General features: G+C 69.7%; 14 protein-coding genes. 5 read left to right on the forward strand and 9 right to left on the reverse strand.

Annotated features, from left to right (window positions below; genetic code table 11):
- Positions 1 to 206 precede the first annotated feature (206 nt).
- From HUA76_RS45860 to HUA76_RS38340, 3 genes are all read left to right on the forward strand, one after another.
- Positions 207 to 4,490, forward strand: a complete 4,284-nt coding sequence (locus HUA76_RS45860; RefSeq protein ID WP_254614758.1) for a lamin tail domain-containing protein — start codon at positions 207 to 209, stop codon at positions 4,488 to 4,490.
- A gap of 81 nt (positions 4,491 to 4,571) precedes the next feature.
- Positions 4,572 to 5,354, forward strand: coding sequence for an exodeoxyribonuclease III (locus HUA76_RS38335; protein WP_174459300.1), 783 nt, complete (start codon positions 4,572 to 4,574; stop codon positions 5,352 to 5,354).
- Positions 5,355 to 5,374: 20 nt separating this feature from the next.
- On the forward strand, positions 5,375 to 6,148 hold the full coding sequence (locus HUA76_RS38340; RefSeq protein ID WP_174463681.1) for a 1-acyl-sn-glycerol-3-phosphate acyltransferase: 774 nt from the start codon (positions 5,375 to 5,377) through the stop codon (positions 6,146 to 6,148).
- A gap of 30 nt (positions 6,149 to 6,178) precedes the next feature.
- Here the strand turns inward: HUA76_RS38340 and HUA76_RS38345 are convergent, their stop codons facing one another.
- A complete protein-coding gene (locus HUA76_RS38345) occupies positions 6,179 to 6,730 on the reverse strand; it encodes a hypothetical protein (RefSeq protein ID WP_174463682.1) in 552 nt (183 codons plus the stop codon).
- Positions 6,731 to 7,068: 338 nt separating this feature from the next.
- On the opposite strand from HUA76_RS38345, the gene HUA76_RS38350 reads away from it, so the two are divergent.
- Positions 7,069 to 7,932: a hypothetical protein gene (locus tag HUA76_RS38350; RefSeq protein ID WP_254614759.1), complete on the forward strand. Its 864-nt coding sequence runs from the start codon at positions 7,069 to 7,071 to the stop codon at positions 7,930 to 7,932.
- 12 nt (positions 7,933 to 7,944) lie between these two features.
- On the opposite strand, the gene HUA76_RS38355 is transcribed toward HUA76_RS38350, so the two are convergent.
- Positions 7,945 to 8,409: a universal stress protein gene (locus tag HUA76_RS38355; protein ID WP_174463683.1), complete on the reverse strand. Its 465-nt coding sequence runs from the start codon at positions 8,407 to 8,409 to the stop codon at positions 7,945 to 7,947.
- A 191-nt stretch (positions 8,410 to 8,600) separates the two neighbouring features.
- Between HUA76_RS38355 and HUA76_RS38360 the strand changes: the two genes are divergently transcribed.
- Positions 8,601 to 9,470, forward strand: a complete 870-nt coding sequence (locus HUA76_RS38360) for an SDR family oxidoreductase (protein ID WP_174459275.1) — start codon at positions 8,601 to 8,603, stop codon at positions 9,468 to 9,470.
- 9 nt (positions 9,471 to 9,479) lie between these two features.
- Here the strand turns inward: HUA76_RS38360 and HUA76_RS38365 are convergent, their stop codons facing one another.
- The 7 genes from HUA76_RS38365 to truD all read right to left on the reverse strand — a co-directional run bounded on the left by HUA76_RS38365 (position 9,480) and on the right by truD (position 18,294).
- Positions 9,480 to 10,274, reverse strand: coding sequence for a serine protease (locus HUA76_RS38365; RefSeq protein WP_141645162.1), 795 nt, complete (start codon positions 10,272 to 10,274; stop codon positions 9,480 to 9,482).
- A gap of 354 nt (positions 10,275 to 10,628) precedes the next feature.
- Positions 10,629 to 12,116, reverse strand: a complete 1,488-nt coding sequence (locus HUA76_RS38370; RefSeq protein ID WP_141645163.1) for an FAD-dependent oxidoreductase — start codon at positions 12,114 to 12,116, stop codon at positions 10,629 to 10,631.
- Positions 12,113 to 13,459, reverse strand: a complete 1,347-nt coding sequence (locus tag HUA76_RS38375) for a 2Fe-2S iron-sulfur cluster-binding protein (RefSeq protein WP_174459276.1) — start codon at positions 13,457 to 13,459, stop codon at positions 12,113 to 12,115. The genes HUA76_RS38370 and HUA76_RS38375 overlap by 4 nt, the downstream gene beginning before the upstream one ends.
- A gap of 255 nt (positions 13,460 to 13,714) precedes the next feature.
- Positions 13,715 to 15,232 (reverse strand): polymer-forming cytoskeletal protein, encoded by a 1,518-nt coding sequence (locus HUA76_RS38380; RefSeq protein ID WP_174463684.1) that lies wholly within the window; start codon positions 15,230 to 15,232, stop codon positions 13,715 to 13,717.
- Between the two features lie 7 nt (positions 15,233 to 15,239).
- Positions 15,240 to 15,743, reverse strand: coding sequence for a hypothetical protein (locus HUA76_RS38385; RefSeq protein WP_174463685.1), 504 nt, complete (start codon positions 15,741 to 15,743; stop codon positions 15,240 to 15,242).
- Positions 15,740 to 16,309, reverse strand: a complete 570-nt coding sequence (locus HUA76_RS38390) for an RNA polymerase sigma factor (protein ID WP_174459296.1) — start codon at positions 16,307 to 16,309, stop codon at positions 15,740 to 15,742. The genes HUA76_RS38385 and HUA76_RS38390 overlap by 4 nt, the downstream gene beginning before the upstream one ends.
- Before the next feature lie 122 nt (positions 16,310 to 16,431).
- The gene (gene truD / locus HUA76_RS38395) at positions 16,432 to 18,294 is read right to left on the reverse strand and encodes a tRNA pseudouridine(13) synthase TruD (protein WP_174463686.1); all 1,863 of its coding nucleotides are present in this window, start codon (positions 18,292 to 18,294) and stop codon (positions 16,432 to 16,434) included.
- Between the last annotated feature and the right edge of the window lie 22 nt (positions 18,295 to 18,316).

Here is an 18,316-nt window from a genome sequence, read left to right on the forward strand (position 1 = left end):
GTCTGAGAGGTTTCAAAGGAACAGGGATGTGATGGTCAACCCTTAGAGTCTCGAAAACACGGGAATTGCCCGGGTTTTGCTGGGGTGGAAAGCACCCCGGGAGTTGCATTTTGCTACGGTGTTGTTGAAATTTTGCTGATTGAAAGATGCATGACGGTTGTAGGATTCAGCCCCCCGCAGGTCTGCCACTCCGGAGCGTCCCCTACATGTCCTGGTCTTTCCGCCAACTGCTGGCGCCTCTCACGGCGCTGCTCCTGGTCGTCTCAGCTTGTGATGGTGACGACCCTCCTTCCAACCCTGTCTGTGGAAATGGTGTCGTCGAAAGTGGCGAGCGCTGTGACGACGGCAACACCACCAATGGGGATGGCTGTGAAAGAAGCTGTCAGCCGACGCCTGACGCGGGCACGGATGCCGGTCCCACGGTACCTGACGCGGGTGAGCCGGATGCCGGTGAGCCGGATGCGGGTCCCGTAGAGACGGACGCGGGCACGGATTCGGGTACGGACGCTGGCCCGGTGGAGACGGATTCGGGTACGGACGCTGGCCCGGTGGAGACGGACGCGGGCACGGATGCGGGCCAGGTGGAGACGGACGCCGGTCCTGTCGAGACGGACGCCGGCATCGACGCAGGCCCCGGGGAGACGGATGCGGGTCCGGTGGAGACGGACGCGGGCACGGACGCCGGTCCTGTCGAGACGGACGCGGGCACGGATGCCGGCCCAGTGGAGACGGACGCGGGCACGGATGCCGGCCCGGTGGAGACGGACGCGGGCACGGATGCCGGCCCGGTGGAGACGGATGCGGGGACGGACGCCGGTACTGGCGAGCCGGATGCGGGTTCGGGGAGCGATGCCGGCACGGACGCTGGCTCGGGTGAGACGGTGGTGATGTGCCCGGCGGCGAACCTGCCGCCTCCTCCGACGGGGTCCTGCTCGGTGGAGTCGGGCGGCGCCGCGCGACTGTTCACGGGCATCATCCTGGCGCCGGACAAGGTCTACCAGGGTGGGCAGATGCTCGTGGACTCCGCGGGCATCATCCAGTGTGTGAGCTGTGATTGCTCGCAGACCCCAGGCGCGTCCACGGCCACTCGCGTGACGTGCCCGCAGGCGGTGGTGTCGCCGGGTCTCATCAACTCGCATGACCACATCACGTTCCAGGCGGCGCCCTACGTGGCGACCGGCTCGACGGTGGAAGAGCGCTACGAGCACCGCCACGACTGGCGTGAAGGCAACAACGGCCACACGCGCATCTCCGCGGGCGGCACGACGAACGCGGATGGGATTCGCTGGGGCGAGCTGCGCCAGGTCATCGCGGGCACCACGTCCATCGCCGGCTCGGGTGGCGCCAAGGGGTTGCTGCGCAACCTGGACGCGCCGAACCTCTCCGAGACGGGCAGCAACCAGGAAGGCCTGGGGGCGGGCTCGGGCGCGAACTACCAGACGTTCCCGTTGAGCGACAGCGACGGTCGCGAAGTGGCGAGCGGCTGTGGCTACGCGGGCATCGACACGCCGTCGGACATTCCGGCCGCCTCGGCCTATCTGCCGCACATCGCCGAGGGCATCGAAGGCACCGCGCGCAACGAGTTCCTCTGCCTCTCCGGTCAGCAGTCTGGTGGCCAGGACATCCTCAGCCAGCGCACGGCCATCGTCCATGGCATCGGGTTGCGCGCCGCCGACATCTCCATGATTTCCGGCAAGGGCAGCAGCCTGGTCTGGTCGCCGCGCTCCAACATCGGCCTGTATGGCGATACGGCCGCGGTTCCGCTCTACAAGTCCCTGGGTGTGAACATCGCGCTGGGCACCGACTGGCTGCGCTCCGGCTCCATGAACATCCTGCGTGAGCTGCGCTGCGCGGACTCGTTGGACAGTGATTACTTCAACAACTCGCTGACCGACGCGGAGACGTGGGCGATGGTGACTGGCAACGCGGCCCACGCGTTCCAGGCCACGAACACGGGCGCGCTGGCGCCGGGCAAGCTGGCGGACGTGGCCATCTTCCGGCTCAACGGCCATGTGGACTCGCCGTACCGCGCCGTCATCATGGCGGAGCCCGCGGACGTGGTGCTGACGATGCGCGGCGGTACGCCGCTCTACGGTGAGGCGGCGGTGGTCACCGCCCTGGGTGGCGCGAGCTGCGACACGCTGGTCGTGTGCGGCGCGCAGCGCTCGGTGTGCCTCCAGTCGGAGATCAGCACGTCGCTGGCCTCTCTGACCTCGAGCAACAACGGCGCCTACCCGCTGTTCTCCTGCACCGTGCCGGCGAGCGAGCCGGTGTGCGAGCCGCGCCGCGCCTCCACGGACTCCCGCTACCCGGCCTCCGTGACGGGCTCCACCGTCTACTCCGGTGACCCCACCGGCACGGACGTGGACGGCGATGGCATCCCCGATGCGCAGGACAACTGCCCGGCGGTCTTCAACCCGGTGCGCCCGATGGACCAGGGGCTCCAGCGGGACGAGGACGGCGACAGCGTCGGTGACGCGTGCGACGTGTGCCCGCTGAACGCGAACACCACGCTGTGCGCGCGGCCCAACCCGAACGACTCGGATGCCGACGGCGTCATCAACGCCGTGGACAACTGCCCCGGCGTGCCCAACGCCGACCAGGCCGACGCGGATGGCGACGGACGCGGCGACGTGTGTGACATCTGCGCGTCTCCCAACCCGGGCGACACGGCGTGCCCGCTGTCCATCTACCAGGTGAAGGAGCCGGCTCCGGGTGGAGGCTCGGCGTGGGTGGGCCAGCGCGTGGGCCTGTCCAACGTCACCGTCACCGGCGTGGGCAGCACGGGCTACTTCGTCCAGGTCAACCCGTTGGATCAGGGCTACCAGGGCGCGGACTACTCCGGCGTCTTCGTCTTCACCCGCACCGCGCCCCCGAGCAACGTGGTGGCGGGCGTGCGAGTGAACGTCAACGGCACGGTGGCCAACTACTTCGGTCAGCTGCAGATCGCCACGCCCACGGCGACCATCGTCAGCCAGGGCAGCACGCTGCCGGCTCCGCAGGTGGTGACGCCCGCGGAGATCGCCACGGGCGGCCTGCGCGCCGCTCCGCTGGAAGGCGTGCTGGTGCGGGTGTCGCAGGTGGACGTGACGAACATCGCGCCCGCGCCGGCTGGCGGAGAAAGCGCGCCCACCGGTGAGTTCGAGGTGAACGGCTCGCTGCGCATCAACGACTACCTGTACGCGTTCTCGCTGCCCGCGCTGGGAGACCGGTTCTTCTCCATCACCGGCGTGCTGGAGCTGCGCAATGACCACTCGAAGATCGAGCCGCGCTCCGCCGCGGACCTGGTACCCGCGGGGACAGGTGAGGCGACGCTGGCCTCGCTGGCCCCCACGGGCGTGTTCGTGCGCTCGGGCTCCAGCGGCCCGACGTTCCCGGAGCCGCTGACGGTGACGCTCAGCGGCCCGGCGCTCCAGGACACGGTGGTGACGGTGGCGTCGTCCAGCCCCGCTGTCACCGTGGAGGGTGGGCAGGTGATGATCCCCGCGGGCCAGCGTTCCGCGGTCGTCATCCTGAGCGCTGACGCGTCGCAGGATCCGGACGTGCAGAAGGCCACGCTGACGGCCAGCCTGGGCGGCGTGACTCGCGATGCCCTGGTGCAGGTGCTGGCCGCGGCTCAGCCGGCGGCGCTGGCGCAGCTCTCGCCCGAGGTCGCCGTGGTGACCGGAGGCTCCGCGTTCGCCTTCACGGTGACGCTGGATGTGCCTCCGGCGGTGGACACGACGGTGTACCTGGAGGTGCAGCCGGCCAGCCTGGGCGCCGTGCCGGCCGAGGTGATTGTGCGGGCCGACACGTTGTCCGCCAAGTTCGACCTGGTCGCGGCCAACGCCAGCGGTGAGGGCCTGGTCGTGGCCACGCTGGACACCCAGTCGGTGTCGGCGCAGCTTCGCGTGACGGACGCGCCCACGGGCGCGGACCACGTCGTCATCAGCGAGGCGGCTCCGGCGGGCGCGGGCAACGCGAACGACGAGTTCATCGAGCTGTTCAACCCCACCGCCACCGCGGTGGACCTGTCCGGCTGGAAGGTCCAGTACAAGAGCGTGGCGGGTGACAGGTACCTGTCGGCCACGCTGCCGGCCGGTGCCACCATCCAGCCCCGAGGCTTCTACCTCGTGGTGCATCCGCAGTACTCGGGCGCAGTTAGCGGCGACGCGAGCTGGGGCACGGCCTTCTCCATGTCGGCCAGCGCCAATGGCGGCGGCAGCCTGCGCATCGGTACGTCGGCGCTGGGCCTCGAGGTGAATGACCCGGCCACCGTGGATGCGTTCGCCTACCGCGCTGGCAATGCCCCGGAAGGCACGGCCTTCCCGACCATCCCAGCGGCGGCGGGGAGCTTCGAGCGCAAGGCGTCCATCTCCTCCACGGCGGCGACCATGGAGAACGGCTCGGATGCGACGGCTGGCAACGGGTATGACTCGCAGGACAATGCGTCCGACTTCATTCTCCGGACGACGCGTCAGCCCCAGAACTCCTCCAGCGCCACGGAGTAGTTGACGGGCATCCCCGGCCCCTACCGGTCTCTGAACCGGTAGGGGCTGGAAAACCCGGCCCGGCCGGGCCATAAGCGTTCCGTGCGAGTCGTCTCATGGAACGTGAATGGACTGCGTTCGGCCCACGGCAAGGGCTTCTTGCCGTGGTTGTCGGGCGCGAGGGCGCAGGTGGTGGCGCTGCAGGAGGTGCGTGCGCGCGCCGACCAGCTGCCCAACGAGGTCCGCACCCCGCCCCGATGGAAGACGCACTTCTCGTCCGCGGAGCGCCCTGGTTACAGCGGCGTGGGCCTGTTCTCCCGAGATGAACCCGACGTGGTGGAGACCCGTCTGGGCATCCCGGAGATGGACGTGGAGGGCCGGCTCCAGCTCGCCCGCTTCGGCAAGCTCACGGTGGCCAACGTGTACTTCCCCAACGGCAACGGGAAGGACCGGGACCTGAGCCGCATCCCCTTCAAGCTGGCCTTCTACCGACGCCTCTTCGCGGAGCTGGAGAAGCCGCTGCGCGATGGCGGGCGGGTGCTGGTGGTGGGCGACTTCAACACGGCGCATCAAGACATCGACCTGGCGCGTCCCCGGGAGAACCGCGAGACGAGCGGCTTCCGTCCGGAGGAGCGCGAGGAGCTGGACCGGTGGCTCCGGGCGGGCTGGGTCGACAGCTTCCGACACTTCCACAAGGGCGGCGGCCACTACTCGTGGTGGAGCCAGCGCTTCGGGGTGCGGGAGAAGAACATCGGCTGGCGTATCGACTACGTCCTGGCGTCTCCCGGAGCCATGGCCTACGTCAAGCGCGCCGCCATCCACCCCGACGTGTCGGGTTCGGACCACTGCCCGGTGAGCGTGGACCTGGACTCCGCTGTCCGCTGACGATTGCTCGAGGCTCTCTCATGAACGCACTGCTCTCCATCTGGACCTGGGTCGAGATTGGAATCGTCGCGCTGGTCGGTTTCTTCGTTCAGCTCGTCATCGCCATCTTCACGTTGCCGTTCGACAAGACGCGCTATGCCACGGGCCGGTGCTTCCGGATGGTGGGCGTCACCGCGGCGAAGCTGACGCCGTACTGGCGCTTCCGGGTGCACGGCGCGGTGCCGGAACGGGTGGCCCCCAACACGGTGGTGGTGAGCAACCACGAGTCCAACGCGGACCCGTTCCTCATCTCCCATCTGCCCTGGGAGATGAAGTGGCTGGGCAAGGCCAACCTCTTCAAGATTCCCGTGGTGGGGTGGATGATGAGCCTCGCTGGCGACATCCCCGTGCACCGAGGAGACCGCGAGTCCGCCACGGGCGCGATGGCGCGCTGCAAGGAGTGGATGGAGAAGGGGATGCCGGTGATGATCTTCCCGGAGGGCACGCGCTCGAAGACGGACGAGCTGTTGCCCTTCAAGGACGGCGCGTTCCGGCTGGCCATCGAGCGTCAGGCGGACGTGCTGCCGCTGGCGGTGAGCGGGACGCGCAAGGCGCTGCCGAAGCACTCGTGGCGCTTCTCCACCTCGCGCGGCATGGTGACGGTGGGCACGCCCATCTCCACCAAGGGCATGACGATGGATGACCTGGAGAAGCTCAAGACGCTGGCGCGCGATCAGATCCTCTCGCTGCGCGCCTCGCTCCAGCCGTTGACCCGGGACGCGGACTCCGCCCCGGATACCGTCAGCGCCGCGTAGCACCCCACGCGGGCTGGGAGGGGACGTCGTTCAGACGTCCTTGTCTTCGCCCTTGTCGTCGTCCTCATCGTCCTCGTCGATGATGTGACAGCCCGTCTCTTCCTCGAGCGCTTCCTCGATGAAGCCGCGCAGCAGGTCCTTGCCGCCAATCTCGAAGGACAGGCTGATCCTGTCGCCGCCGATGACGCCGTCCTTGTCCACGGTGAGCTTGCCGCCCAGGGCGATGGCGCTGCCGTCCACGCGCGCGCCGTTCTGGATGCGGACCTCCCCACCCATGGAGACGGCGTCGCCCGTCACGCGGGCGCCGGCCTCGACGATGACGCGGCCCCGGATGGCGACGGCGTCGTCGACCCTTGCGCCCTTGCGGATGATGACGTTGCCGTCCACGGCGACCGCGTCCGTCACCTTGTCCCCGGCCTCGATGACCAGGTCCGTGCCCTGCACGGCGCGGCTGCCATCCTTGGACGTGGTGGCGCAGACGACCTTGATGTCGTTGGGCTTCTTCGCCGCGTCATCCGCCGCGAAGGCCGGGAAGGTGAGGGTGGCGGCGAGGGCCAGGGTCGGCAGCAGCGATGAGCGCATGGGCGGGCTCCTGAGACATCCGAGTTGAGAGGCCTACGGACGAGGGCTCGCACTGATTGCATGGGGCGGTTGTTCCAGCCGGTGCGGGCCAGGGCACGCGCCTTGCTGTACGGTGTCCATCTGGCCCTGTCCCGAGGTCCGCACTGGCCGCTCCTTCGACGCAGCACGACGACTCCACCGACCTCACCATCTGGGTCTATGCCTTCGGGTACTTCGCGGCCTATGCCCCCTACAGCGCGCTGACGAAGGCTTTGTCGAGCGGCTCCCTGCCGGGCATGGAGGAGGGCATCGTCGGCTTCACGTTGCTTCCGGTGAGCGCGGCGACGTCGATGGTGGGCATGTTCGTCTTCCTCACGCTCAAGCGCTGGTGGCGCTTCGCGGGGCACCGGAAGGTGCTGGGCCTGCGGGTGCCCTCGCCGGGGCCGTGGACCTTCCTGTCCGGGATGTGCTCGGCGGCCATCATCGGCACCACGACGCTGGCGTACACGCTGGAGGGCACCTCCATCGTCTTCATGATGCTGCTGATGCGCGGCGGCGTGCTGGTGCTGGCGCCCGTGGTGGACGTCCTGAGCCGCAGGCGTGTGCGCTGGCCCTCGTGGGTGGCGCTGGGCTTGAGCTTTTCGGCGGTGGTCGTCGCGTCGGGAACGGATGCGCGGGCCACCATGACGGTGGTGGCCATGGTGGATGTGGGCGTGTACCTGCTCAGCTACTTCATCCGGCTGCGCGCCATGAGCCGGCTGGCCAAGTCCGAGGACAAGTCGCTGTCCACGCGCTACTTCGTGGAGGAGCAGATGGTGGCCACGCCCTTCCTCGTGCTCGTGCTCGCCGGGGTGGCGCTCTGGGGTGGCTCCGCCGCGGCGCAGGACATCCGCGAGGGCTTCACCGGCATGTTCGCCCGGGGGCGGCTGCTGGAGGAGGTGCTGGTGGGCCTGCTGTCCCAGGGGACCGGCATCTTCGGCGGGCTCATCCTCCTGGACGCGAGGGAGAATGCCTTCTCCGTGCCGGTGAATCGCGCGTCCAGCGTGCTCTCTGGCGTGGTGGCCACGGTGGGGCTGTCGCTGTTCCTGGGACTGCCCGGCGTGGGGACGCGCGAATTGCTCGGCGCCGCGCTCGTCATGGTGGCCATGTCGGTGCTCGCGGTGCCCACGGTGCTCGCGGCCCGACGGCGGGAGGCCGCCACGCGGGCGGCGCTCGGGCGCTAGAGGCGGTGCTCGCTACTTCTTGTCCGGCGCGACGTGCAGCGTGAGCACCGGACAGGGCGCGCGGGAGACGATCTTCTGCGCCACGCTGCCCAGCAGGAGTCGGGGGAGCCCCCGGCGGCCGTGGGTGCCCATGATGATGAGGTCGAAGCGCTCCTGCTCCGCGAGTTCGAGGATGGTGGAGGCCGCCTCGCCCACCAGCACCCGGTGCTTCAGCGTCACCTGTGGGGGCTCCATCTGCTGGAGGAGGGTCGCCAGTTCCTTGCGCGCCGTGTCCATGGCGACCTGCTCCAGCGAGAGGGCATTCCAGCCCGGCGCGGCCACCAGCAGGTCCGGCGCGACGTATTGAGGGGGCTCCCAGGCGTGGACCACCTCCACGGAGGCGTTGAAGGGCCGCGCCAGGTGCAGGGCGTAGTCGATGATGGTGCGAGAGCCCTCGCTCAAATCGATGGGAACGAGAATGCGGGACGGTGCGGCCATCGGCGGCTCCTCGGTGGTTGGAAAGGCCCCTGCTAGGGGAATGGGGCCGGAAGACGCTCAGTGGAAGTTCCATGCCAGGGCTTGCCCGCCTGCTCGTACCCGTGCGCGCGCAGAGCTTGCGGGGAGGCGAGCGCGCTCCGCGATTCGTGCGCAGGATGGGCACCTGAACGAAGACGAGGTGCCTCTCTCCCATGCGTCCTCCCATTGACCAGGGCACGGTCCTCATCACCGGAGCGTCCGAGGGCATCGGCCGGGAGCTTGCCCGGCTGCTGTCGCGGCGCGTTCGCACGTTGGTCCTCGTGGACCGAGACGTGGCGCGGCTGAAGCCGCTGCGCGAGGAGCTGCTGTCCCTCTATCCCACCCTGGGCGTGCTGCTCGAGCAGTGCGACGTCTGCGAGTCGCGCGACATCGACGCGCTCGTCGCCTCGCTGGAGTCGCACTTCGTCCGGGTGGATGTGCTGGTGAACACCGCCGCCCTGGGGCGCCAGGGCTTGTACGCCGAAGCGCGCTGGGGTGGGCTCGAGGAGCTGCTGCGCGCGAATGTCTGGGTGCCCGCGCTGCTGACCCACCGGCTGCTCGCCCCCATGCTGGAGCGGGGGAGGGGCGGGGTGCTGAACATCGGCTCGGGCGCCGCGCAGCTCTTCCTGCCCGGCTCGACGATGTTCGCCGCCACGCAGCGCTTCCTCGACGGCTTCACGGAGTCGCTGCGGTTGGAGGTGGAGGGGCGCGGCGTGGTCATCACCCGCGTGGCGCCGGGGCCGCTGGGAGACGCGGGCGCCCAGGCCGTGGGCGCGGGCGTGGCGCCCTTCTTCCAGATTTCGCTGGAGCACTGCGCGCGCGTCGCGCTGGCGGCCTTCGAGCGGGGTGAGGCCCTGGTGTATCCAGGCTGGGGCCACCGGTGGGTGATGCGGTTGTTGCCCCTGCTGCCGCGCATGGTGAAGCGGGCCCTGGGTCGGCTGGCGCTGCGGGGCGTGCGGCGCGAGGCGTTGGCCGCGCCCGAGGCGCTGCCGGTGGGGCTCGCGTCACCGGTGCTGCTGGCGCGCGAGCCCACTCCGGCATGACGTGACGGACTAGAGGCCGATCTCCGTCAGGCGCGCCTTCACGCGGGTGGCCTTCACGCCGGTGTTGGCCGTGCCGCGGCCGGACGAGTTGCCGCCCAGGCCGATGTGGTGCAGGCCGACCACCTGGTGCGTGGAGGACGAGAACACCGGCGAGCCCGAGGAGCCGCCCAGCGTGTCCGCGTCATAGGACAGGTCCGTGGTGGAGTAGTTCGCGTTCTTCACCACGCCCGGCGAGGACTTCTTCGTCGGGGCGCAGCCGGACGTCGTGTAGTAGTCGCAGTTCTGGTGCACGACGTAGACGCTCGCGTTGGTGGCGGCGTTGGTGGTGGACACCGTCAGCCAGCCGTACACGTTGCCGGGCAGCTGGCCGTTCGTGGCCGAGCAACGCACCGCCGTCATGTCATCACCGGACCACGTCTTGATGAACGTGGCGCAGTTGTACCAGATGCGATCCGCCGAGGCGACGCCGTCCTCGTAGTTGAAGGACACGCGCGCGCCCACGGCCTGGGACGCGCTGCCGATGCAGTGGTTGTTGGTGATGATGACGTCGGCGGAGACGAGCCACGCCGTGCAGCGGCTGCCCACCGCGGGGATGGACAGGTAGCCCACCGCCTTCGAGCGCGTGCGCTGCGTGCCCGTCAGCGTGGTGGCGCCCACCCAGTTCACCGAGCCGACGATGACCGTGGACTCCTGGGACTGGAGCGGCTCGTTCGCCTCCACATCGGGAACGTCGGGAGCCTGCTCGGTACCGCATGCCGACAGGGCACCCACCAGGAACAACGCACGCATGCTCTTCGCGATCATCGGGGGACTCCTCCACCACGCGCGGGATTGCGCGCCGCGTGGGCCCTGGCACACCCCGTGCCACCGTCATCCACGGGACACGCTCACTCGGGAGTCACTCACCCGCGCGCGCCCAGGTGGTGCGCGCGTGCTCCGGTTTGACGAGAGGCCATGTAAAGGCCCTTCGCGCCCCTCGGGACAAACCTCAGTGATTGTCGTGATTTACTTGTTTTTCTGGAAGTGTCGTTTTTGTGGGCAGTCGCGGGGCCCGGTGTCCCGTGCCAGGACAGCGACGGAAAAATCCACGGGCCGCGCTCCGCTCCACGCAGGAGGGGACGCGGCCCGTCGACGAAGCAAGGCGGAGGCCTGGGGCGCTCAGCCGATGATCATGTCCTCTCGCTCCAGGCTGCCTTCGGCGAAGCGGCGCAGGTTGAAGCGGGTGAAGAGTTCGTCGGACTCACCGGTGACCATCCACTTCGCCATCCGCTCGGCGACGGCGGGGGCCATCATGAAGCCGTGGCCGACGAAGCCGGACATCTGGAGGAGGTTGTCCAGGCCGGGGGTGCGGCCGAGGATGGGGTTGTTGTCCGGCGTCACGTCGTAGCAGCCGGCCCACTGGCGCAGCACCTTGACGTGGCCCACGTGGGGCATCTGCTCCATCAGCGCGCGGGCGAAGCGGGACACGAAGCGCAGGGTGCTGCCCATGTTGAGCCCCGCGGGCTCCTTCGGGTCTCCCATTCCGCCCACGATTTCGCCGCGCATGGACTGGCTGAAGTACAGGCCCGAGTCGAGCACGGACACCAGCGGCCCCAGGAAGGGCTTGAGGGGCTCGGTGCTGAGGATTTCGTGGCGGTGCGGCTCGTTGGGGAGCTGCACGTCGACGAGCTTCGCGACCTCGGGGCTCCACGCACCCGACGCGAGGACGACGGTGTCACAGGCGATGTCGCCCCGGTCCGTCTTCACCTTGCGCACCTGTCCCCCGCTGACCTCGAAGCCGGTGACGTCCGTGTACGTCTCCACGCGGACGCCCTTCTTCTTGCAGCCCTGCGCGTAGCCCCACAGGAAGGGCCAGGGGAAGATGACGCCGTCCTCGGGATTGAAGGAGGCCGCCACGCAGCCCTTCATCGTCAGGCCGGGGACGATGTCACGCGCCGCGTCCGGGGTGACGAGCCGCGTGGGCACGCCGTAGCGATTGTGCAGCGTGACGTTGCGCTCCAGCCGCTTGGCCACCGCGTCCGTCCGGGCCAGGAACAGGTAGCCGCCCTGGCGCAGCCAGACGTTGATGCCCAGATCCCGGGCGAAGCCCTTCATCAGGTCGATGGAGCGCTTGGCCAACTCCACCAGCGCCGGAGTGCCCCACTGCATGCGCACGCCGCCGCCGTTGCGGCCGGACGCGCCCGCGCACAGGTAGCCGCGCTCCAGCACGACGACGTCCGTCTCACCCTCGCGCGCCAGGTTGTACGCGAGCGCGAGCCCCATGATGCCGCCGCCGATGATGACCACCTTGGCCTTGGCGGGCAGGGGCCCCTCGGGCCGCAGCGCGCTGGCGAAGGCGTCCACGTCCTGGGGCAGGCCGCCCACGGGAGGTTGGGACTCGTCCACCGGAGCGGAAGCCAAGAGGCGCAGCTCGGTGGGGAACAGGGGAGGGCGCGGCGTGAAGGGCACCACCGCGTCGGGCTTGAGGGCCTTCTCCTTCTCCAGCAGCGCGGCCACCGCCGACAGGCAACTCTTGCCCTGGCAGATGCCGGTGCCAAAGCCGGTGTAGCGCTTCACCGACTCCACGTCGCAATAGCCGCGCGAGACAGCGTGCCGCACGTCATCCGCGGTGACGTCCTCGCACGAGCAGATCATCGACTTGCTCATGACAGTCCTCCCACCAGCGTCTGTGCCGCGCGGCGTCCCGCGGCAGCGGCGTCCTTCGCGCTGCCTCCACCGGTGAGGTCGCCCGCCGCGAAGATGTCCGGGGCCTCGGTGCGTCCATCCGCGTCCGCCTCCACCCGGAACAGCCCGCGTCCGGCGTCGAACGACACCTTCGCGCCGCCCTGTCGCGCCAGCTCGAAGCTGGGGCTCACCGGCACGGACACCAGCACCGCGTCACAGTGCACCTTGCGCCTGCGGCCATCGCGAGGCGTGAAGCTGAACGCGCTCACGGAGCGCATACCGTGGGCCTTGGGCTCGGAGCCTTCCACCGCCAGCGCGTGGGCCCCCGAGGGCGGCGGGCCCTTCAGGTCCACCACCGCGGAGAGCTTCACGCCGCGCTCCTCCAGGAGCCTGGCCAGGCCGTACAGCTCGTCACCCCAGCCCACCAGCGCGGCGACCTTGGGCGCCACGTCGTGTCGGCGCAGCAACAGACTGGCCGCGCGCCCCGCGTAGACGCCGGGCAGGTCGTTGTTCTCGAAAGGCACCATGGGCGGGTGGCCGCCGGGCGTCAGCAGGAAGCGCTCCGCGTAGACCTTCAGGAGCCGCGTGCCCGTGGGCTCCCAGACGCCCACCGCGAGGAAGCGCCCCGCCTCGTCGTCATACAGGCCCAGCACGGTGGCGCGCGTGGTGAGGCTTGCCGGCGCGAGCGTGGCCACGTCCGTGATTTCGGGCGCGTCCCGCTCGGGCGCGCCGTGCGCGAGCCGTCCACCCACGTGGTCTTCGCGCTCGAAGAGGAGGAAGGGGATGCCACGCTCGGTCAGCTCCCGAGCGGCGGCGAGGCCCGCGGCGCCAGCGCCCACTATGGCCACGCGGGTGCGCACCGTGCGCGACTCGGGCGGCGTGGGGGCGGCCTCCTTGGGCAACAGGCCCAGGCCGGCGAGCTGGCGGGCGACCTTGGCCATCACCTGCTCGGCGACGGGCACGCCGGCGAACATCTCGTGGTGGTCCAGGCCCTTGGGAAAGAACCAGTCGATGGTCTCGAACACGTCCACCTTCGCGGAGGGGTACGCGTTCTGCCGCTCCAGCTTCATGCCCTCCCTGGCGGGCGTGCGGCACGTGTAGACGTTGGGCAGGCCATCCACGCGCATCAGGCAGTGCGAGCACGCGGCGGCGAAGCAGTAGGGCCCGCGAGGGCGGTGGTACTTCACGGAGCGGGCAAGCATGGGCTCGCCGGCGGCGACCAGGGAGCACGCCACCGGCTCGCCTTCGATGGCGGGGATGCTCTCGCCCTCGAGGTCCACGGTGATGGCCCTGCCGCGCAACGAGGCGTCTGGGAGGCGTCGCATGGGTGCCGCGCAAAATGGCGTACCCGGACCGGGTGGTCAAAGCCTGTCGAGGCATGACGCACCCCGGTCATGGGGGCCATCCGACAGTCGCGGTGATGGCGCGATGGAACTTCTCTAAGACTGCCGCTGAAACGACACCGGGGACCGTCACGGGCCGTCTGGGCTCGTGGCGATCCCCGGTGGGTGCTCTCGGGAGAGCGGACGGTGCGCTGTCCGCCTCCTTTGACGCGCCGGGCAATCCCCGGCGGCGGTGCGTTAGACCGGCTGCTCGGTGTGCGGGTGGATGGGCTCCGGCATCCCACTGCCACGCGGCCGGTAGCCGAAGCGGGTGCGGATGACCGCGCCCAGGGCGACCAGGACGACCAGGGTGGAGACGATGGCCCCGAGCACCGGGATTGCGCCCACCACCATCAACACCAACAACCCCAGCGCCAGCACCACCGCCTGCGTCTTGCGACCGCGCATCACCGGCAGCCGCGTGCCCAGCTCGCTCGCCACCGCCGCGAAGCCGAGCGCCGCGGCCAGCGGGGCCGCCATCCAGAGCACCAGCGCGGCGGGGATTCCGATGATGGTGATGGCCAGCACCACCGTGAGGGGAATCATCGCCACGACTCCGAAGAGGCCGGTGAGTCCGCTCTGCACCGGACGGGCGCGAATCTCGTCACCCACCTGCTTCATCCGCGCCGGGAAGAACATCTGTCCCAGGAAGCCCAGTCCGAAGAGCACCGCGAAGGTCAGGATGAAGGTGGCCAGCCCGCCCTCGTTGTTGTTGTCGTCGTCGGAGTCTCGCTCCTCGTGCTCGTGGCGCGGGTTGCGCGACTCCTTGAGGCCTTCCTTGAGCTCGCCGGCGACGATGCGGCCGATGTTCGCGCCGCCGAAGGTGTTGATGCTTCCCTCCACGTCCGCGCCGTCCTCGCGCTCCACGTTGCCGCCGAAGGAGGACACGTCGCCTTCCACCTTGGCGCCGGGCTTGAGGACGACGTTGCCGCCGAAGGCGTGCGCGTCTCCCTCCACGTGGCCGTGGATGACCAGGTTGCCGCCGAAGGCGACCGCGTCGTTCTCCACGTGGCCCTTCACGACGAGGTTGCCGCCGTACACCACCGCGCTCTGGACGTTCTGGGCTTCCTTCACCTCGAGCGACTGTCCGCGCGCCACGACATTGCGGCCCCCGGAGCGGCGCGAGCGCTTCAGCTCGTCCCGCGTGCGGTGGATCTGCTCGCGGATCTGATCCCGCACCTCTTCCATCCCCTCCGCGTCGGAGCCGATGCCCTCCTCGGAGTGTCCCGACTCCGTGTCCATCTCCGGAGCCGGGGGCGCCGGAGGAGTCGCGGGCGTCGCCGCCACGGCGGGCGCGGGAGGCGCGGCGGGGACGGGAGGCGCGGCGGAGACGGGCGGCGCGGGGACGGCGGGCAGCGCGTGGCCCTGCGCGGCGGCCTCCTTCTCATGCGGCGTCATGGGCCGCAGGGTGATGATGGAGCCGTCCTGCTCCATGCGCAGTGAGTAGGCGCGAGAGACGGTGCGCAGCGCCTGGTCGGCGGTGACGTGGCGCAGGTGCACCTCGGCGGGGACATCCAGGTCGCCGGTGACGACCAGGTTGAGGCCGCCCTTGTCGGCGATGGTCTTCAGCGCGTCGCGCAGGCTGCCACGGAAGCTGACGTCGATGCTCCTGGCGGCCGGCGCGGACGCCGCGCTGGGGGCCGGGGCGGACTCGGCGAGCGCGAGGGGGGCGCCCATGAGCAACGCGGGGAGAAGGAATCGAGGGGAGATCTTCATGGGTCGCTCAGGCTTCCGAGGGGGTGGGGGCGCTGCCTGCGAGCCGCTTGAGGCCTGCCAGGGACGTGAGGAGGAGGAAGGCGAGGATGGCCGCCACGGCCAGACCCTCGGTGGACCACAGCGCGCGGGCGCCACTCAGCACGCCCTCGGCGAACAGCCGTCCCTCCACGAGGAAGGACGCGACGCCCGTTCCCAGCCGACCGAGCGCCTGGTCGCTCATCACCAGGTAACCCAGCCCACCGAGCAGCGAGGTCATGAGGATGGCGAGCCCGGACCACACCTCGCGACGCTGCGGCACGGGCTCGGCCGCGACCCTCGCCATGACACTGGCGACCAGGGTGGGTGGCGGAAGGGGGTCCGCCAGTCGGTACAGGTCCTGCTCCATCAGCCGGTGTTCTTCGAGGACGGCGGAGCACGCTTCACAGTCGGAGGCGTGGTCCAGCGCGGGGCCTTCTCCTTCTTCCAGCTCCGCGAAGAGGACCTCGAGGTCGGGACAAAGGTGCGCGCTCATCGGGTGGCCTCCTCGGTGGTCATCTTCTTGCGCAGCTTCTCTCGGGCCCTGAAGAGGCGGGCCATGATGGTGCCAGGGGCGCACCCGAGGATCTGCGCGATCTCCTTCGTCGTGCGCTTCTGGACGTAGTAGAGCGCGAGGACTTCACGGTCGTCGACGGAGAGGGTGGCCATGGCGTCCTCAAGCGACTGACGCTCCTCGCGGGCGATGGCGCCTTCCTCCTGCGACGCCTCGCCGCTGGGGAGGACCTCCTTCATGGGCTCCAGCTCCTCGGTGCGCACCTTGGTGCGGCGCCGGAGCAGGTCCAGGCAGAGGTTGCGGGTGATGGCCAGCACCCACAAATCGAAGGGGCGCGCGTCGTCGTACCGGTGAAGGTTCTGGTACGCGCGCAGCAAGGCCTCCTGGGACACCTCGGCGGCCTCCGCCTCGCTCTGCAGGAGCCGGAGGGCCAGGCCGTACACCTGGCGCTGGACGCTGCGCACCAGGGACTCGAAGGCGGACGGATCTCCCCGGCGGGCCGCCTGCACGTCGGCCTTCCAGGGGAGCGGGACGGCGTCGTCAGCCATCAGCATCCCGATGGCGTGGGCGAGCGTCCCGGGGGCGTCGTCGAGGGCAAGAGCGTTCACGTCCTGGTCTACGACGTGCGCGCTCCCCCATTGCGTTCAAACGGTTCATCCCCGTTGAAGTCTTATTTCTTTCGTGATTTCGGGCGCTTGGCCGCCGTCTCGGCGCGCGCGATTTCCTTGTTCGCCTTGCGCTGGCGCGCCTTCTCGCGGAATCCGAGCGGGGCAGGGGGCGCTTCCTTGGGGGCCTTCGGGGCGTTTGCCTGGTCGGCGAGCGACCGGCCCCTGGAGGGGGACGCCGAGACGTCATCCTCGCTCGAAGCGGACCGGCTCCGGGCGGGGGCCGCCGCCCATTCAGACGGGGAGCGACGGGTCGAGGGCCCTTCATCGCGGGATGACCCACGGCGGGCGGGAGCCTCGCTCCGGGAAGAGGAGGCGCGGCGGGTGGACGAAGGCTCGTCCTCGCGAGCGGCCCCGGCTCCACGGCGAGCGGGAGCCTCGCTCCGGGAGGAGGCGCGGCGGGTGGACGAAGCCTCGTCCTCGCGAGCAGCCCCGGCTCCACGGCGAGCGGGAGCCTCGCTCCGGGAGGAGGACGCACGGCGGCTGGAGGGGAACTCCGTCCGCGGGGAGCGGGCTCGCTCCTCGTCACGGGTCTGCGGGCGGCGTGAAGACGTGGCGCCAGGCCGCTCCGAGCCTCGCTCACCGTCGCGGACGGGAGGACCGCGGCGGCTGGACGGCGCGCCCTCGGCTTGACTCTCCTCGATGATGCGCGCGGTGCGCTCGCGCTGGGCGCGAATGTCGTCGGCGGTCTCTTCAGTGTACGCGAAGTGGAACAGGCGCTTGACGACGAGGGTGGCGTACGCGCCCGGCGGCAGGGTGAAGGCGACGTTGACCTTGATGTCCCCGCGGTTGATCTCATCCGGCTGGGTGCGGCCGACGACGAGCTTGTGCGGGAAGGAGAGCAGGGGCCGCTCCTCGTGCTTGAAGTAAAGCAGGCGCTCGGCGTCGGGGATGCGCAGGTCCGCCAGCGTCAGCTTCTCCCGGCTCAGCACCCAGTTGACGGCCTCTTCCACCTTGGGGTCCTTGAAGGTGGTGTCGGGGGCGAGCAGGGGGAAGGTGGCCTCGCGCAGCACGCGCAGCGTGTTCGCGTCCGCGTCGCGGTGGAACAGCAGCGTGCCGGCCTGGTAGCGCATGGGGAACAGCGACTCGCGCGGCAGCATCAACTGGAGGTAGCGCCGCACGCCCTCGTTCCAGAGGAAGCTCTGGAAGGTGAAGAGCTGCATCGCCCGGTAGTCCGAGTCGATCTGCAGGAAGGCCTTCATGAAGTCCTTGGGGTGGTCCCTCAAGGAGCGCAGCACGCGGTGGTACTTCCGGGTGCCCTCGAAGGGGACACGCGCGTCCCACTGGCCCCAATTGTCGCGCCAGAAGGCCTTCACCTTGGCGTCCTCGGTGAAATCCAGCTCCGAGGGTTTGGCCAGGAAGTTGTGCAGCGCGGCCTCGAAGTCGCCCCGGATGAGGTCCTTGGCGATGAAGCCCTGGCCGTGCTTGAGCGAGCCGAAGCGCTGGCTGTCGAAGTAGTTGACCACGCCCAGGCGGTTGACCTCGGCGGCGGCCGAGTTGAGGGGGCCCACGGACTCCGGGCCCAGCGCTCGCACCGTGACGGAGAAGCGGTTGGAGGTGATGTTGGCCGAGGACAGGGCCTTGTTCGTCCGGCCCAGGAACTTCAGGCGCAGGTCGGGCTCCTGCATGTCCACGTCGGCGCCGTCCACCGCGATGATCTGCTCGGTGCGCCCCTGCTTGTCCTTCAGACCGCAATAGCTGATGGCGCCCGGCTTCAGGCCGAACGCGTCCCGCAGGCGGGTGACGGCGTCGAACGTGGACAGCTTCTGCTTGTCCATCAGGTAGACGCGGAAACGCCCTCCATCGACTTCATCGAAGCGGTATGATTCCTTGACGCTGAAGTCTTCGGGCTTCTGTTTGATTCTCACGGGCCCCCCTTACCAGTGTGGG

The sequence above is a fragment of the Myxococcus sp. CA056 genome, assembly GCF_013336715.1.
Classification (GTDB): domain Bacteria; phylum Myxococcota; class Myxococcia; order Myxococcales; family Myxococcaceae; genus Myxococcus; species Myxococcus llanfairpwllgwyngyllgogerychwyrndrobwllllantysiliogogogochensis.

Coding starts and splice junctions, on each gene's coding strand:
- HUA76_RS38390 (WP_174459296.1), bottom strand. CDS start 16,309: ATGGCTGACGACGCCGTCCCGCTCCCCTGGAAGGCCGACGTGCAGGCG.
- HUA76_RS38380 (WP_174463684.1), bottom strand. CDS start 15,232: ATGAAGATCTCCCCTCGATTCCTTCTCCCCGCGTTGCTCATGGGCGCC.
- HUA76_RS38350 (WP_254614759.1), top strand. CDS start 7,069: ATGTTCGTCTTCCTCACGCTCAAGCGCTGGTGGCGCTTCGCGGGGCAC.
- HUA76_RS38370 (WP_141645163.1), bottom strand. CDS start 12,116: ATGAGCAAGTCGATGATCTGCTCGTGCGAGGACGTCACCGCGGATGAC.
- HUA76_RS38345 (WP_174463682.1), bottom strand. CDS start 6,730: ATGCGCTCATCGCTGCTGCCGACCCTGGCCCTCGCCGCCACCCTCACC.
- HUA76_RS38340 (WP_174463681.1), top strand. CDS start 5,375: ATGAACGCACTGCTCTCCATCTGGACCTGGGTCGAGATTGGAATCGTC.
- HUA76_RS38355 (WP_174463683.1), bottom strand. CDS start 8,409: ATGGCCGCACCGTCCCGCATTCTCGTTCCCATCGATTTGAGCGAGGGC.
- HUA76_RS38360 (WP_174459275.1), top strand. CDS start 8,601: ATGCGTCCTCCCATTGACCAGGGCACGGTCCTCATCACCGGAGCGTCC.
- HUA76_RS38375 (WP_174459276.1), bottom strand. CDS start 13,459: ATGCGACGCCTCCCAGACGCCTCGTTGCGCGGCAGGGCCATCACCGTG.
- HUA76_RS38365 (WP_141645162.1), bottom strand. CDS start 10,274: ATGATCGCGAAGAGCATGCGTGCGTTGTTCCTGGTGGGTGCCCTGTCG.
- HUA76_RS38385 (WP_174463685.1), bottom strand. CDS start 15,743: ATGAGCGCGCACCTTTGTCCCGACCTCGAGGTCCTCTTCGCGGAGCTG.
- HUA76_RS45860 (WP_254614758.1), top strand. CDS start 207: ATGTCCTGGTCTTTCCGCCAACTGCTGGCGCCTCTCACGGCGCTGCTC.